This is a genomic window from Halobacteriovorax vibrionivorans (genome assembly GCF_003346865.1).
Classification (GTDB): domain Bacteria; phylum Bdellovibrionota; class Bacteriovoracia; order Bacteriovoracales; family Bacteriovoracaceae; genus Halobacteriovorax_A; species Halobacteriovorax_A vibrionivorans.
The window spans coordinates 1-14,063 of sequence record NZ_QDKL01000003.1; the positions used below are offsets into that span (position 1 = coordinate 1).

Below are 14,063 nucleotides of genomic sequence, written 5' to 3' on the forward strand. Positions count from 1 at the left end.
TCGCGTGGTCAATGAAAAGGCACCTGGAACAGATTTTCAAACAGGCTTAAATGTAATGAAAGATAGTAATGGAAAGTTTATAAGTGGATGGAAACTAAGTAAGGCACAATTAAAGAATTTACTAGAACGAGGAAATATACAATGAAAGACAAAGTAATAATTGAATTTAGTAAAGAAGAAGCATTGGTTTTATTTGAGTACTTAGCACGGGTGAATAATGATGATGCACTTGAAAACACATTTTTAGATGAATCTGAAAAAAGAGTGATTTGGAATTTAGAAGCTAGTTTTGAAGAAAAATTAGTTGAACCATTCAAAAGTGATTACAATATGATTTTAAAAAGAGCTAGAAGTAAAATTCTATCAAAAATAAGTAATGATTAACACGCTAATTTTACATCGAAATGTAAATTTAATTAGGCTGTGCTTACATGTGCTTACATGTGCTTACATGTGCTTAATTGAATACTTAACTTGTTGAAATATTGGAGAATCTATCGAATCCTCCATAAAAAAGCCAGCTTGATAGCTGGCTTTTTTATTTTCTCTTTTTGCGAGTACGCGACACCTTTATGCAAAATAAGTAACTTAGTAGTTTAAAAAAGGCCGTATGCGCATAAAGCTACGTCACTTCATTCCTTTTTGCTATTTTTTTTATCTTCAAGCAAGATTCTTCGAGCTTTCTTTCAAATATTAACGGTATTGGTTTTAAGTAATTAGTGTAACTTGTGAGAATTGTATAAAGGTGCCGCGTACTTTAGATACATAAAATAAAATCTAGTGAATGATTTCAGATATGAGTTATAATTCATTGATGTCATTTACTTCTTCAATTTTTAAAAAATCTATATTCAGATATAAGATTTTGACGCTTATTCTTTTACGCCTATCTTTACCAGGTTATGCTGGTGTTAATGAAGCTTTCAATGTTTTAGATTTTGGATTGAAGTTGTTAACAACTCCTAGCGTAGGTCCAGATACAAATTATGTGGAACAGTTAAACAATAGAAGAAAGAAGCTAAGAGGGGATGTTGATATTACATTTAATTCTGAAACTATAAAGAATTGTAAAAGATTGAAGATGATAAGAATTAAGTCTTCTTATTCAAATAAGCCGTTAGTTAGTAATTCTGTTTATTGTGATATTGATTATAAAGTACTTACAGATGAGGTTTTATTCGCCGGAGGCAATGTTCTTTTTATCAATATGTTTTCAGACAAATGTGATATTTCAACATATCAAAGCTTTGCATATCGATGTTCGGAGTCATTGTGAAAAAGAGATTTATAGTACTTCTATCTCCACGATTTGATAAAGAAGTTCATTGTCCTGTTGGTTTTAATAGTGAACTTTTCTTTAAAGGGCCATTTTCTTCTTATTTCAATAATAGAATAGAAATAACATTATTTCTTCTCTTAACGATAGGAACGCTTGGTGTTTATACGTATTACTTAGCTAAGAATGGAAATAATATAAGAATTAGAAAGTTACTTACAGCAGGGTATCGGCTTAGAGATAAGTCTGATGAGGACTTTGTTGAGAGATATGTCGGTTATAAGGCAATATTCTCTAAAGAAGGTGAGAAGGCGCGCTTTGCTAGAACTGGCAGTGCGGATGATACTTTAAAAATTAAATAACATAGGATTATTGAAATATGGCTTCGAAATATTCATCTTATTTAATATACTTTCTCAAACCTGTTGAGTTTATAAAAAAGTACTCTAAAAACAATTATAAATATTCTCAGTATATTTTAAATTATTTGATTTGTGTTTCACTTGTTTTCTATAATCATATTCATAATTTACGCGAGTTAGAAATACCATTTGGCTTAGCAAAGGATAGTGCTTTATATAACTATTATATAGACCCTACTTGGCAGAGCTTTTTAATTTATATTTCGATATGGGGCCTTTTTACTTATTTTATTTTTTGGTTTTTAGTTACTTGGTGGACTAAGAAGTGCTTACAATGGTCTGGGGTTTCTAATATTACGTCTAAAGACATAAGACCTGTACTAATCTTATCTTTCTCTTATTTTAGCTTACCTCTATTAGCTACATTACTTCTTTATATATTTCTCTTTAATGGTCCAATAGAGGCTACAGGTAGTCTAAATATTATTAAGTCTGTTTTTATTATTTTTTCTCTTATAGAGGCCAGTATCTTCTTTGTTTCAGTAAAATCAATATATAAAGAGTTAAACAACTGGAGCTGGTTTTGGTTTGTATTGCTTCCACTTATTTCTGCTGTTTTAGAATTCACTAATTGATTTTTCATTTTTATTTTAGCTTTAAAAGGTGATCCAAAGCTTCTCCTGTTGCAGCTGCTTCAGCGTCACTCTTATACTCTTCGAAATATTGATATGAACTTGAAGAGTAAGCATAGTGATTTTTACCTTTTAGAATCTCATTGTAGCCTTCCGCTATTTTTTCAATTCTTTCATGTTCCATTAAGTTCTCATCTTTAGCGATATTTCTCAACTCCATTAATTCTTTAAAGTCTGTTGGTTCAACATACGGTGTCTTATCAATTTCCCTATACTCATTCAAAACTCTATAAAGTGAGTCAATATGATATTTTAAAAGGATGTAGATTTGATCTAATGTACTCTCATCTTTTAAATCTAAGATTTCTGGTAGCTTATGGTAATCAAGTTCGTAAGAATTTGTAGGTGAATTCTTCAGTGATACAAGATCAAATGAAACTGCGTTTAGTATCTTGAGATACCTTTCTTGTTCTTTATCTTTAATACCACTTTCGATAAATTCTCTGTATAGTCTAAGTGCATTCATTTGATTGATTACTTGTCTGTTAACTACATGTTGTAGAGCTTTTTCATTGTATTCAATTCGTGCTGAAATATTGTATTGTGCTTTAGACACGTTTTCTAATTCTTTCGTTAGTTCAATGGCCTTACTTATGTCTTCTATTTGTGTCGCGAAACAGTAATTTGAAGCTAGAATTAAAATTGGTAATAAAATCGTCTTAAACTAGAACTCCCTTGAGTTTCATTGTGTATTAAGTAGTATTTATCTTAAAATTTGTATTCGCCTTTAAAGTTATACGTGCTCTCTGTATTCTTCTTTTTAATGTATTGAACACTCAGTTCAAAATTCTCATCTAAGATCTTAGTCTTTGCTGTGGCATAGGCCGAAGGCTCGCTTCCTTTTACCCAAAAACCAACTTTTCCAGCGATAGGCTTTTTGATTCCAACTTCAAAGGCATACTTGCCATCTTGAGAATAAACAGAGACTTTAAGATCTGTTGTTGCGCCGTTTTGCTTGATATAGACAATATTGTGAATACCTACACCATATTGTTCAAATACTTGTTTCTTGATAACGTTTTCAATCTTACCGCCTAGGATGGCGACAGTGTACTTTCCTTCATCTCTTACGTCGGCTTTCATAATCGAGGCATGAACTGATACGATACTTTTCCAATTAGCTCCTAAAAAACTTGTATCAGCGTATAGAGATGACTTAATTGAATTTAAGTTGTCGCTATACATATCTTCAGTTTGATAATCTTTTAATGTGGCACTTCCGTGACCAACATCTATGCTTATATTTCCTTGAATGTCTGCGTAGAGGTTTCTTACAGGGCCAATATCGACCTTTCCAGTTTTAAGCTTTACGTCCATTCCCATAAAAGCGCTTGTGGATTCTTTGTGGAATTCTCTTTCTTGAATTTCCTTTCTTGAAGTCTGCATTCCAACACCTAATACAGTGTCGATATGCTTTGAGTAATTTTCATATTTAAATACGCCACCCATTGCTTCGATGCCGCTGTCACTTGTTGCGTAAAATGCTCTTGTGGAAATATTTCCGGTTTTATAGTCGAGATTGATCATATTGATGCCATCGTATTGAACACCGTTTGATGAAACTTCGATATCAAGGCCTGCCGCCTGATTTAGAATATAGCCCATTTCACTAGGGACTCGATCAACAGGATTTCCTTCACTATCGAAAATACGGTAATTGATACCAAATTCCGGAATATAATTATCTTGAGAAAGGCCTGCTGCTCCTGTTCTATTATTAATTCTAGTTTCACCGTAATTAAAGTTTACAATACGATCTGGATTTTCAGGGTCTTGTGCAATTACTGTGGCATGGCCAACGCGTCTTGAGTTATAGGCAACTACATAAACATCTTCTACATCAAGACGTTTTAAGATATTTGCTTGAACAACCGCAATGTCACGACAGATTCCAGCTCTGGAATTACTTTTTATGGCATTAAAAATATCTTGTTCTGTAACTATTCCAGATTCACCACTTGTGGCACGAGTGAAGTCGTAGTGGTTATTCATTATATGGCCCATGATGTGGGCAAGATAGATCTTTTGTTCAAAACTCATCATAAGCTTTGAAGCAGATAGAATTTCATTTCTTTTAATCTCAGGTGAGCCAATCATGAGACCTGCTACAACGTTAGCAAAATAAATATCACCGTCTTTTTTACCGAACTTCTTAACAGACTCACTATAGATATCTTGAATATCCATAGAGCCAAATCGAGCGCATTTATTATCCAAACATTTAACAATAGATTTAATGACTGCTTCTCTTTTAACAGTGTCTCGCCAGTATGAGTTTGACGCAAATTCGTCTGTTTTAATTAAGTCACTTGTGTTGTATTGGTTTAGATCTTGATTAAGATAAGCGCCTTCTACATTTATTGCTATTCTCCCAGAGACAGCAGACGTCGTTAATAGCATTGTACTTACAATAAATGATTTTATCTTCAAGATAAGCTCCAAAATAATTCTAACGTTTCGTGATTAAATGCACATCAGATGCCAATTCTAATTTAGAAATATTAAGCTCTTATAATCTTGAAAGTATTTTTGTTGTTTAGGATTTTAGGAAATGTCCAATCTTTAGTCAGACTTAAAGGTTCAAATTGATATTTTGAATATTAAGCTTTGTATAAAACTTTAACATGCAAATAGTACATGAATTCTCTTGTATAGGCCTTTTCGTATTCAATATTATGATACTTTTTATTTAAGTTAGAACTTTAATAAAAATAAGGATAATTATGAAGAAAACAACTTTCGCTCTGCTGTTAGGAGCTCAGGTTTTAGCTAATGACTATAATATTGAGCATTCGCATCTTAACGAATTAGTGAGAAATAATGATGCTATTTTTGAGCCAGTTGAAGTTGAGGAAGGTAAGGTCGATGAAGAAGATATTCTTGATGGGATTCGCAAACGCTTTGTCATCACTTATTCCCAGATAAATTATTCAGCTGTGGACTCTTCTTATAATGTTGGACACGATGAAGATGATATTTATAACTTTGGTGGTGAAGACTTTAATAAGATGTTTGATGAAAATATTGAATTTAAAGAAGGACACAAAATTTCGATTGAGTATCTTGTCACAGATAATTTTAGTATCGAATTAGCAGATACATATAGAAAGTATCAAATGAATGGCCGTCATGTTGGGTATACACAAGGAGATCTTTTTAATGACGATCGCTATGATGTATACGAGGCCGATAATATAACCGTTTTAAATGATATTCAACTTGGAATGAAATATGCAATCCGTCTAGTTAATACACCTGAACTTAAGTTAGATTTAAGTCCTGGCGTAAGTGCTGGGCTTGTCCATGTTAAATCAGATACTAATACATATTATAATGGTCAAAAATATGAGGATAATCACTATGATGATATTGGTGGTTATTCTTATGGTGTCTCTCTTGAGGCCAAGGCAATCTTTTGGGATCGCTTCTTTGTTTCGGTTGGAGCAGAACAGCGTAACTATGTTTTGGCCCCAATGGAGCATGAAAGTGGATTTAATCAACAAATTGATCAAAGTGGTATGAACTTCTATATTGGTGCAGGTATAAGATTTTAATCTTTATTGCTTAAATTTTGTTTTACCTGATATAAGTCATATTTAACTCACATAAATAAACAGATACTCTATAGTGAAGTAAAGATCCACAAGGGGATAGCTATGAGTAAATTAATGATTTGTGTCGATGTCACTAATGAATCAATTAATTCTTTTAAAGGACAATTAAAAAATTATGACTGGAGTCGTTGGGATGAAGTTCACTTCGTTCATGGGTTTGAGACACAGGTCTATGCTGATACTTTCTACTTTGCTTCATATCCTTTAGAAAGCCAAATGGATGATATTGAAAAGTCTGTTGCTACTTTACTTCAGGGCCTATCTAAAGAGCTTATACCTTCTGATTATAAGGGGAAAGTTATTGGTAAATGCCTTTTTGCAAACTCTTCTAAAATTGCACTAAAAGAATATGCACAAGAGAATTCAATTGATGAAATGATAATTGAGACTCGAGGTAAGCACGGTTTTAGCGGATTATTTTCAAGCTCATTTGCTGAATATATGGTTGGGCATGCTCCATGTCGATTAATGATACTTAGAGAAAATGACTAATGAAGTATATCTATATTTGTTTGTTACTTGTATTTGTAAGTTCATGTTCTAGTATAAACACTGACTCACGTGAGTACTATCATGGACAAAAGATGAGACATGGTATCATTCCAAAAGATACGAGTCGATCTTTCGAGAATATTAAAAGAGTGCTTGATGCAAATTCTGTAGTACGCGGTAAAAAGATTTATTCAAAGAATTGTATGAGTTGTCATGGCCAAGATGGAAATATGATTGATAATGTTGACTTATCTAATCTCTCAAAAGAAGTACCTAATTTTAATTTCTATCTTCTTGTTTCGCGTTCTAAGGAATCAATGCCAGGATGGAAAAGTCCTCTGTCAAAACAAGATATTAAGGATTTAGAGAGCTATCTTTATTCATTATAAAATGAATTATATAAAATATTAAAAAGCTTGTGATGAGTAAGATATATGATTTAATATATACTCTAATGGCCGGTCTATGACCGGCTTTTTTATTTTAAAGCGGGCCAAAATGAATGAGATTTTAAATATAGGTAAAGAGATTGAAGACTTAAAGCTTAATAATGAGAATTTTTCTCATGCTTGTTATGAATATCTTAAAAATAAGTCAATTAAAGTGGATATCCATGAATTAGAGGATTTTATTGCAAAATGGAGTCTTGAAACAAAAGTTCTTCCAGAACAGGTAAATGTTTATAATGGTTTTGGCCAGCCTCCAATTACTTTGTTTAATAACGGGCACTTTGTTGTTGATCTCTATTTTTGGCAAACATTAGATACTTCGATTCATTCACATTCTTTTAGTGGCGCTTTTCAAGTCCTATATGGAGAGTCAAGACATGAAGTTTTTAAAGTAACTAAAGATGAAGAGTTCTTTGATGATATTTTCTTATCTAATTTAGAGTGTATTGTAGATGAGACGCTTGTTACAAATGATATTAGAGAAATTAAGAGGGGACTTGAGTTTTCACATCGTGTCCTCCATGAACATAACCCTACAGTCACTCTTTGTATTAGAACTGTTAATGATAAGTCACCACAGTGGCATCATTTTGATAATGGCTTAAGTATTCAAAAGAGATCCCCTGAGGCAAGTGATATAAAACGTCTATCTATTTTCGATTATCTTATCGCTAGAAATCCAATGCAGGGCCGTGATTACTTAGATCGCCTTATGAATGAATTCTCCCCAAGCCTTATTATGAATTTATATGAGGAGTTGTCCTACGATCAAATGGGACTTCAAGAGTCCTCTGTTGAAATATTCTTTGAAGCTGTTGTCGATCGTTTTGGAGATACAAAATGGTTTAAAAGATATATGGACTTCTTTAACTAAAATTTTACCAATAATAAAAAAGACCTCTTCAAAAAAGAGGCCTTCCTATCGCCATTGTTGAAGGGTTTTTGGCCATATACTCGATAATCGAGAGAACTATTTTAGCTGATTAACTAGTTTTATTTCTATCTGATTTTACTGACAATATTGTATGTTCTTTAGTTGTTTTTGTACTATAATTACTTATTATTTATCTTAATAATTTTCTAAACACGGTACGAAAATATGGGTGATTTCAATATATTCATTGCTGCAACTTCCAGTGTTATCTTATTTATTTTTGGACTAGAAAATTTTTCAAAAGAGGTTCAAAAAGTTACTGGAGACCAGTTCAGAAAATTTATCGGAAAGGTAACGAATTATACAAGTATTGGTGTTCTCATTGGTGCATTTGTTACAGCAGTTGTTCAATCAAGTTCAGCAACATCTGTCATAGCTATCAGTTTAGTTAATGCTGGTGTTCTGTCTTTTAAAAACTCTGTGGGTATTATCTTTGGTTCAAATGTTGGTACGACTATTACAGCACAATTGGTTGCTTTTAAATTAACAGCTTTTGGTCCTGTTTTTATTATATTGAGTTTCTTTTTATCATTAATAAAGACGAAGTACTCTGTATTTGCTAAATCATTATTTTATTTTGGTTTTGTTTTCTTTGCCCTACATCTTATATCTTCAACTCTTGTACCTCTACAAAGTGATGAAAGACTCATCTCATTTTTATCAAAACCTCATAATCCATTCTTAGGAGTTCTGGTTGGTATGATTATAACAGCAGTCGTTCAATCTTCATCTGTTACGACTGGTTTGGCCATCATTCTAACTCAGCAGGGAATCCTATCAGTAGGTAATGCGGTCCCAATTCTAATGGGGGCCAATATCGGAACAACTGTAACGGCCCTTATCTCGATTGTGAATATGGATATCGCTGCAAAGAAAACTGCTTTATCTCACTTCTTATTCAATTTTGGTGGTGTTGTCCTTTTCTTGCCCATCGTTTTTATCTGGGGGGATAAGTTTAAATTATTAGCTGATGATCCGGCCATAGCCTTAGCAAACTTCCATCTCATCTTTAATGTAACAACAACCATCATTTTCATTATTGCTATTGATCCTTTTATCCGTTTTGTTGATAAGGTCCTAGGTGAGGGTAAGATGGATTTTGAACGTTTTGATCTGAGTATGTTCTCTCCTGATAATGACTTTAGTGAAATTGAAAGAAATCTCTATTTAAACGTTCCCAAAACATATGATTTTGTCCAAGAAAATTACAATCTTATTACCTTGAGTATTGAAACAAATTATAAAGGTGTTTTCAATGCGGCCAAGAGAAGAATGGATTATGTCGATTATGTAGAAGATGAGTTAGTCTCCTTCTTCTCAAATTATATTGCTACTTGTACTAGTGAAGAAGAGATTAATTCTATTGTTCGTATAATGTCGATTTATGAATATATCTTTCAAATTCATGACTCCGTAAAAGACTTATCAGACTTAAAAGACTCTATGGATAAGAATTATATTGAATTAAAAAGTGATCTCATTATTATCATTCGCTCACTGGCAACTCGAACTTTAAGTTTTTTTGAAACAATGTCTAATCCCCATTTGGATGAAGAACAAAAGCGAGAGCTAAAAAAAGAAGTAAATGAATTTCAATTTAATATCATTGAATATAATAAGAGGATTCTAAAACTTATGGCCGCACCTGATCGACGTGATGCTAGTGTTATTATGCATATGATAACTTATAGTCAGCGTTTAAAGGATAAACTAGTCCATTATCATAATCTTATTAGTGATCATGCGGTATCAAGCTCTGATATTAACGACTCTTTATCCACCCACTAAGATTTATGATAAATCCATAAGTGATGATAATTGAAAATGCGATTAGTATACAAAAGACTGTCACATTATCATTTTTTCCAAGCTCGTCTATAATTGGATGATAATTATTAAAGTCATTTAGGAAGTTGGTAAATAAGACTTTATCTCGACTATGAAGTTTAGTGTGATAAACGTGTTTAATTAAGTAGTACAGGCCACAACCGAATATCGTAGTGAGAACAATTCCATAGAAATGAGTATTAGAAACCTTTTTATTAAATTTTGCTGCTGATTTAATATACTCGTCACTAGTTTCAAAATCTTTGATGTCAATAATTGACTTATTTTTTAAAAAGCTTTCTTGTATTACTTGTATTAGGCTTCTGTTATCTCCACTTTCTTTTAAGTTTTTAATCATTTTTTTTCTAATGCCTATTGCTGGAGGTAAAAGAAGTAGAATACCAAAGAATGGAATAACCACTTTATAGATCAAATCGACATCCATAGTAGAGATGATTAGAATTGGAGCTAGAATGAAGGCCAATGAAGCTAGCGAGAATATTTTGTACACATTCTCTTTTTGAAGAACGTAATCATCTTTGCCGTCAATGATGTATACATCAACACTTTTTCCAATTCGATTCTTTAAAAAGCTTTGATTTGTTCCTAAGAAGAGCTTTCTTTGTCCATCTTGATAATATTCAATAACAGGACAAATTGTAGTGGTTCTTGTTGTTCTTCTATTGCTTCGATAAGTTTTAGACTCTTCTTTGAAAGCTATAATTTTACCTTTGATTAATTTAGCGTGTTTTTTGTAATAGGCATTAATTGAATTTATGAAATAGAAAAATGTGATTCCAAAAAATGTCATTGCACCTAAAAAGAAGAGGGGCACTAGCTGTGTAATTAATTTTATATCCATAAATACATTATATGGATAAATTCTATATAAAAAAAGGGATCAAAATGATCCCTTTATATCTTACTCTTCTTCTTCAAGATTATGATAAACAGTGACGACATCATCGTCTTCTTCTAATAAATCAATAAGTCTTTCAAATTGCTTTAATGTATCTTCGTCATCAATAGCTTTATGGTTAAGAGGAACTCTCTCAAGTCTTGCTTCTTCTGGAGTGATATTAATTTCTTGTAATTTTTTTTGAATATCACCAAATGATTCAACAGGAGCGATAATTTCATAAACTCCATCTTCTAAAGTTATATCCTCTGCACCAGCATCAATAACTTCTAATTCGAATTCATCTTGATCACTTACATTTTCTTCATTTACTAGAAAGTTTGCTTCTCTTTTGAAAACGAATTCTAATGAGCCAGTTTGTCCCAGAGATCCTTGAACTTTATTGAAATAGCTACGTACATTTGCAACTGTTCTCGTATTATTATCTGTTGAAGCTTCAACGAATACGGCAACTCCGCCTGGGCCATATCCTTCATAATTTATATCTGTGTAGCCAACACCATCTCCACCTTGGCCTTTTTTGATGGCTCGGTCGATATTATCTTTTGGTACGTTAAACTTCTTACAACGGTCAATAGCTACTTTTAGTAAAAAGTTTGTGTCAGGGTCACCACTTCCACTTTTTGAAGCTAAGAATACGTCTTTTAGAGCTCTAGTGAAGACTTGGCCACGGGCCTTGTCTGCTGCACCTTTTTTTGCCGCGATTTTTGCTGATTTTCTTCCCATAAAATCCTTCTTAAGTAGTTAATTTTTATTACCCTATAGTTTTAGTCAAAAGGCCACGATTCGTCTAGTTTTTGGCCTCCACCAAATAAGATTGTCGATTCTCTATGCAGGCCAAGTAGATCTTTCAAACTCACTGAAATATTTGATAAGTACTGGTAATTTGGAACATATATAGGGGGAATCAATGAATAAATATCTATTATTAATGGCGTTAAATCTTTCAACATTTGCTAGTTTTGGTAATTTTGGTGGCCTTGGAGGTTTCGGTGGACCAGATTTGGACCATGATCCACGATATCGCCATCGTCCACAGGATAATAAGGTTGATGTGGCCAAGTGTGAGATAAAACGCAATGCCCAAGTTTTTCATTTAAATAAGAGAAATTATTCTTTAGATGAGCTTTTTGCACTCGTTGCAACAACTCAAAAAGGTAAGAGTGTTATTGATCAATTAATGCCTTTGTTAGATCAAGGTAAATTAAAAATTTCAAATCTTACAAGTTTTGAAAGACAAAGAAGGGGATTAGGTTCTAGAACATCTGCACTTTTTGATTTCACAACAACAGTACCTACAATCTATATCGGATTTGAAGATGAACTTGGCCTAGTGGCCCATTTCTTCGTACATGAAGCAACTCATGCTCTTGATAAATTAATTCCACAAGAATACGAAGTGGATATGATTTATTATAACGCTTTTAAGGACTTTCAAAAACTATTTGGATTAGATGTAGAGCCAATGAAAGAGTTAAGTGAATATGAGACTCAAAAGATGTATGAGATATATGAAATCAAAGAAAAGAATAGTAATCAGCATATATATCGTGCTGAACGATATGCTTTTGATGAGCAAGGTATTTTTACGAATGAAGTACTAAAAGTAAGTGATTGTTATGAGGATTATGTGCAGGAGCATGTTGAAAAGAATAAATTAAAACTTTATCGCGACACTCCTGATGAGCATATTATCAATGCTTATGGTATTAACACAGATTATCTAAAATAATATTAATACTTATCTACTTTGACTGGGTCTGAGTAGGTACTAAATCGGCCATCAATATCAAAGGTGGCCATTTTTATTTCATATGTTCCAGTTGAAAGATCTTTTATTTCGTATTTGTCTAAAACCCAACTTTGGTCGTCGTAGATAACAATTGAGTTCCAATCAGGATTACTATTCTTGCGATAAAGAATCTCATATCCACCAATTTCATATGGATAAAGACGTGAACCATCGGCTCGCTCTGATGGAGGAGTCCAATTCAACTTTAGTGATATCCGCTTTGTGCCAGTATTTTCCTGCTCACTGCCGCTACCACCACCTCCATTACATGAGGCAATCATAGTTGATAGTAGTACTAAAAATGTCATATTCATTAAAATCTTGAAGTTTTTCATAATGAACTATTCGGCTGATATTACAATAAACTTTATTAAAGTTATTAATAAAATTTAACGATACGTTAACTATGGAAAGAAAAACAATAAAATACACGAGACATTTCTTATTAACCGCAGCTTTATTTGTTGGAAGTAGTTCCTATGCATCAAACTTTGATTCTTATAAAGCGGCCTTCTCAAAACTTAATAGTTACAAAAAAGTTTGTAATTATAGCTCACTATCAAAAAAGGAAAAGAACGAGGTTATGGCCACTGCCTTTTCTATGATGACTGATCATGATAAGAAGCAGCTTTCTAGTGGAGTGAGTAATTATATTGTATTTTTAAAGGATACAAGAAAGCACTTTGCTGAAAAATGTGGACCAGGTCAAAGAAGTAATCAGGAATGTCAGAGTTTATCAAGAAGAGCAAAAACTTTTTATAAGTACGATGTTCAGCTTGGCCTTGATAAGGTTGACTCTTACGTTAGTCAATTTCACTCTCAAATAAAACTAGGTCTTTCACATTGTAAGGATAGTGATAAAGTCATTGCAGATGTAATGGATGATATTCATAACCGAGTGGATATTAATGATAGTTTGAATAATTCAGAATTTGATACTGCTATTGCTAAAATGGCCCAAGTAGCAAAGGACTTTTCTATCGAATTAAAGGATGAGAGAGTTCCTTTCCCAATTAAGAAAAAGGATACGGATAAGGCCGAATCTATTTATGATTCAGCTTCTGTTGATAATACTGTTTGTTACGATAAGGTTAAAAAGGCCACATTTGTGGACAATATTGAGTCGTTTGCAGGTGAGGTTCTTAATAAGTTTCTCGGGATTTTCAATCCAAAAAAAGTTAAAAGTGTTTCTTTAAAATAATAATAAAAGCGCACTAGCTACTAGTGCGCTTCTTTGTCTATAGTTTAATCTTGTATTCTTTTACAATAATGCTATCTTTTTTAAGGCGTGATTTTACAGTTAGAGTAAAATCTCTTTCACCTTCACAGCGATACCTTAGTTTAAACCAAATAAGTCCTCTTGAAGCCTTATCTTCTAATGCAACACAAGTTGAACGATGTCCTTGTTCTACTTCAGAAACTACAGAAGCGACTTCTTTGCTTTCAATAAGTGTTTCAACTGCTTCTTGAAATATTCTTTGTGACTCTTCAATATCTCTCATATCAGGGAAACTAATATCTCCAGGGAAGCCAATACTAATTCCTGCATTTGCGTTTAGTGAGAATGCGCAAACTAATGCCATAACTAAGTTTTTCATATATTACCTCGTTGTTTTTAATTTAATTAGACTCAAATATTCTAGTTTGTTTGATATGTCAAACAGGTGTAAATACCTGATAAAATAACTGTATAACTCATTGATAAT

At 32.7% G+C, this 14,063-nt stretch carries 18 protein-coding genes; 11 read left to right on the top strand and 7 right to left on the bottom strand.

Going from position 1 to position 14,063, the window contains the following annotated elements:
* Nucleotides 1-141: 141 nt before the first annotated feature.
* The 3 genes from DAY19_RS10845 (at nucleotide 142) to DAY19_RS10855 (ending at nucleotide 1,638) form a co-directional block, all read left to right on the top strand.
* A complete protein-coding gene (locus tag DAY19_RS10845) occupies nucleotides 142-384 on the top strand; it encodes a hypothetical protein (RefSeq protein WP_115362314.1) in 243 nt (80 codons plus the stop codon).
* Between the two features lie 400 nt (nucleotides 385-784).
* Nucleotides 785-1,276, top strand: a complete 492-nt coding sequence (locus DAY19_RS10850) for a hypothetical protein (RefSeq protein ID WP_133296945.1) — start codon at nucleotides 785-787, stop codon at nucleotides 1,274-1,276.
* Nucleotides 1,273-1,638 carry a hypothetical protein gene (locus DAY19_RS10855; RefSeq protein WP_115362317.1) on the top strand — a complete coding sequence of 122 codons (366 nt, stop codon included), beginning with the start codon at nucleotides 1,273-1,275 and terminating at the stop codon, nucleotides 1,636-1,638. The genes DAY19_RS10850 and DAY19_RS10855 overlap by 4 nt, the downstream gene beginning before the upstream one ends.
* 433 nt (nucleotides 1,639-2,071) lie before the next feature.
* Here the strand turns inward: DAY19_RS10855 and DAY19_RS15160 are convergent, their stop codons facing one another.
* From DAY19_RS15160 to DAY19_RS10870, 3 genes are all read right to left on the bottom strand, one after another.
* The gene (locus tag DAY19_RS15160; RefSeq protein WP_133296946.1) at nucleotides 2,072-2,281 is read right to left on the bottom strand and encodes a hypothetical protein; all 210 of its coding nucleotides are present in this window, start codon (nucleotides 2,279-2,281) and stop codon (nucleotides 2,072-2,074) included.
* Nucleotides 2,282-2,283: 2 nt separating this feature from the next.
* Nucleotides 2,284-2,886 carry a hypothetical protein gene (locus DAY19_RS10865; protein WP_115362321.1) on the bottom strand — a complete coding sequence of 201 codons (603 nt, stop codon included), beginning with the start codon at nucleotides 2,884-2,886 and terminating at the stop codon, nucleotides 2,284-2,286.
* A gap of 152 nt (nucleotides 2,887-3,038) precedes the next feature.
* Entirely contained in the window at nucleotides 3,039-4,760 is a 1,722-nt protein-coding gene (locus DAY19_RS10870; RefSeq protein WP_115362322.1) for a transglutaminase-like domain-containing protein, read from the bottom strand.
* 293 nt (nucleotides 4,761-5,053) lie between these two features.
* Here DAY19_RS10870 and DAY19_RS10875 point away from each other — a divergent pair, with 293 nt between their 5' ends.
* The 5 genes from DAY19_RS10875 (at nucleotide 5,054) to DAY19_RS10895 (ending at nucleotide 9,607) form a co-directional block, all read left to right on the top strand.
* On the top strand, nucleotides 5,054-5,884 hold the full coding sequence (locus tag DAY19_RS10875) for a hypothetical protein (protein WP_115362324.1): 831 nt from the start codon (nucleotides 5,054-5,056) through the stop codon (nucleotides 5,882-5,884).
* A 102-nt stretch (nucleotides 5,885-5,986) separates the two neighbouring features.
* Nucleotides 5,987-6,436: a universal stress protein gene (locus tag DAY19_RS10880; RefSeq protein WP_115362326.1), complete on the top strand. Its 450-nt coding sequence runs from the start codon at nucleotides 5,987-5,989 to the stop codon at nucleotides 6,434-6,436.
* Entirely contained in the window at nucleotides 6,436-6,825 is a 390-nt protein-coding gene (locus tag DAY19_RS10885; RefSeq protein WP_115362328.1) for a c-type cytochrome, read from the top strand. The genes DAY19_RS10880 and DAY19_RS10885 overlap by 1 nt, the downstream gene beginning before the upstream one ends.
* Nucleotides 6,826-6,934: 109 nt before the next feature.
* Nucleotides 6,935-7,759 carry a hypothetical protein gene (locus DAY19_RS10890; protein WP_115362330.1) on the top strand — a complete coding sequence of 275 codons (825 nt, stop codon included), beginning with the start codon at nucleotides 6,935-6,937 and terminating at the stop codon, nucleotides 7,757-7,759.
* A 225-nt stretch (nucleotides 7,760-7,984) separates the two neighbouring features.
* Nucleotides 7,985-9,607, top strand: coding sequence for a Na/Pi cotransporter family protein (locus tag DAY19_RS10895; protein ID WP_199506652.1), 1,623 nt, complete (start codon nucleotides 7,985-7,987; stop codon nucleotides 9,605-9,607).
* On the opposite strand, the gene DAY19_RS10900 is transcribed toward DAY19_RS10895, so the two are convergent.
* Nucleotides 9,582-10,508, bottom strand: a complete 927-nt coding sequence (locus DAY19_RS10900; RefSeq protein ID WP_115362332.1) for a hypothetical protein — start codon at nucleotides 10,506-10,508, stop codon at nucleotides 9,582-9,584. The two genes, DAY19_RS10895 and DAY19_RS10900, sit on opposite strands and share 26 nt — an antisense overlap.
* Nucleotides 10,509-10,568: 60 nt before the next feature.
* Entirely contained in the window at nucleotides 10,569-11,291 is a 723-nt protein-coding gene (locus DAY19_RS10905) for a YebC/PmpR family DNA-binding transcriptional regulator (RefSeq protein WP_115362335.1), read from the bottom strand.
* Nucleotides 11,292-11,475: 184 nt separating this feature from the next.
* Between DAY19_RS10905 and DAY19_RS10910 the strand changes: the two genes are divergently transcribed.
* A complete protein-coding gene (locus DAY19_RS10910) occupies nucleotides 11,476-12,297 on the top strand; it encodes a hypothetical protein (protein WP_115362337.1) in 822 nt (273 codons plus the stop codon).
* Between the two features lie 2 nt (nucleotides 12,298-12,299).
* On the opposite strand, the gene DAY19_RS10915 is transcribed toward DAY19_RS10910, so the two are convergent.
* Nucleotides 12,300-12,692, bottom strand: coding sequence for a fibronectin type III domain-containing protein (locus tag DAY19_RS10915; RefSeq protein ID WP_133296947.1), 393 nt, complete (start codon nucleotides 12,690-12,692; stop codon nucleotides 12,300-12,302).
* A gap of 71 nt (nucleotides 12,693-12,763) precedes the next feature.
* Here DAY19_RS10915 and DAY19_RS10920 point away from each other — a divergent pair, with 71 nt between their 5' ends.
* The gene (locus tag DAY19_RS10920) at nucleotides 12,764-13,558 is read left to right on the top strand and encodes a hypothetical protein (protein WP_115362341.1); all 795 of its coding nucleotides are present in this window, start codon (nucleotides 12,764-12,766) and stop codon (nucleotides 13,556-13,558) included.
* 37 nt (nucleotides 13,559-13,595) lie between these two features.
* Here DAY19_RS10920 and DAY19_RS10925 read toward each other — a convergent pair whose 3' ends face one another.
* On the bottom strand, nucleotides 13,596-13,955 hold the full coding sequence (locus DAY19_RS10925) for a hypothetical protein (RefSeq protein WP_115362343.1): 360 nt from the start codon (nucleotides 13,953-13,955) through the stop codon (nucleotides 13,596-13,598).
* Between DAY19_RS10925 and DAY19_RS15540 the strand changes: the two genes are divergently transcribed.
* Nucleotides 13,939-14,043 carry a hypothetical protein gene (locus tag DAY19_RS15540; RefSeq protein ID WP_371287243.1) on the top strand — a complete coding sequence of 35 codons (105 nt, stop codon included), beginning with the start codon at nucleotides 13,939-13,941 and terminating at the stop codon, nucleotides 14,041-14,043. The two genes, DAY19_RS10925 and DAY19_RS15540, sit on opposite strands and share 17 nt — an antisense overlap.
* Nucleotides 14,044-14,063 lie beyond the last annotated feature (20 nt).

Bases quoted from the DNA above. Each gene is read 5' to 3' on its own strand.
- DAY19_RS10905 (WP_115362335.1), bottom strand. From the start codon at position 11,291: ATGGGAAGAAAATCAGCAAAAATCGCGGCAAAAAAAGGTGCAGCAGAC.
- DAY19_RS10850 (WP_133296945.1), top strand. From the start codon at position 785: ATGATTTCAGATATGAGTTATAATTCATTGATGTCATTTACTTCTTCA.
- DAY19_RS10895 (WP_199506652.1), top strand. From the start codon at position 7,985: ATGGGTGATTTCAATATATTCATTGCTGCAACTTCCAGTGTTATCTTA.
- DAY19_RS10845 (WP_115362314.1), top strand. From the start codon at position 142: ATGAAAGACAAAGTAATAATTGAATTTAGTAAAGAAGAAGCATTGGTT.
- DAY19_RS10890 (WP_115362330.1), top strand. From the start codon at position 6,935: ATGAATGAGATTTTAAATATAGGTAAAGAGATTGAAGACTTAAAGCTT.
- DAY19_RS10910 (WP_115362337.1), top strand. From the start codon at position 11,476: ATGAATAAATATCTATTATTAATGGCGTTAAATCTTTCAACATTTGCT.
- DAY19_RS10880 (WP_115362326.1), top strand. From the start codon at position 5,987: ATGAGTAAATTAATGATTTGTGTCGATGTCACTAATGAATCAATTAAT.
- DAY19_RS10875 (WP_115362324.1), top strand. From the start codon at position 5,054: ATGAAGAAAACAACTTTCGCTCTGCTGTTAGGAGCTCAGGTTTTAGCT.
- DAY19_RS15160 (WP_133296946.1), bottom strand. From the start codon at position 2,281: ATGAAAAATCAATTAGTGAATTCTAAAACAGCAGAAATAAGTGGAAGC.
- DAY19_RS10925 (WP_115362343.1), bottom strand. From the start codon at position 13,955: ATGAAAAACTTAGTTATGGCATTAGTTTGCGCATTCTCACTAAACGCA.
- DAY19_RS10915 (WP_133296947.1), bottom strand. From the start codon at position 12,692: ATGAAAAACTTCAAGATTTTAATGAATATGACATTTTTAGTACTACTA.
- DAY19_RS10920 (WP_115362341.1), top strand. From the start codon at position 12,764: ATGGAAAGAAAAACAATAAAATACACGAGACATTTCTTATTAACCGCA.
- DAY19_RS10900 (WP_115362332.1), bottom strand. From the start codon at position 10,508: ATGGATATAAAATTAATTACACAGCTAGTGCCCCTCTTCTTTTTAGGT.
- DAY19_RS10885 (WP_115362328.1), top strand. From the start codon at position 6,436: ATGAAGTATATCTATATTTGTTTGTTACTTGTATTTGTAAGTTCATGT.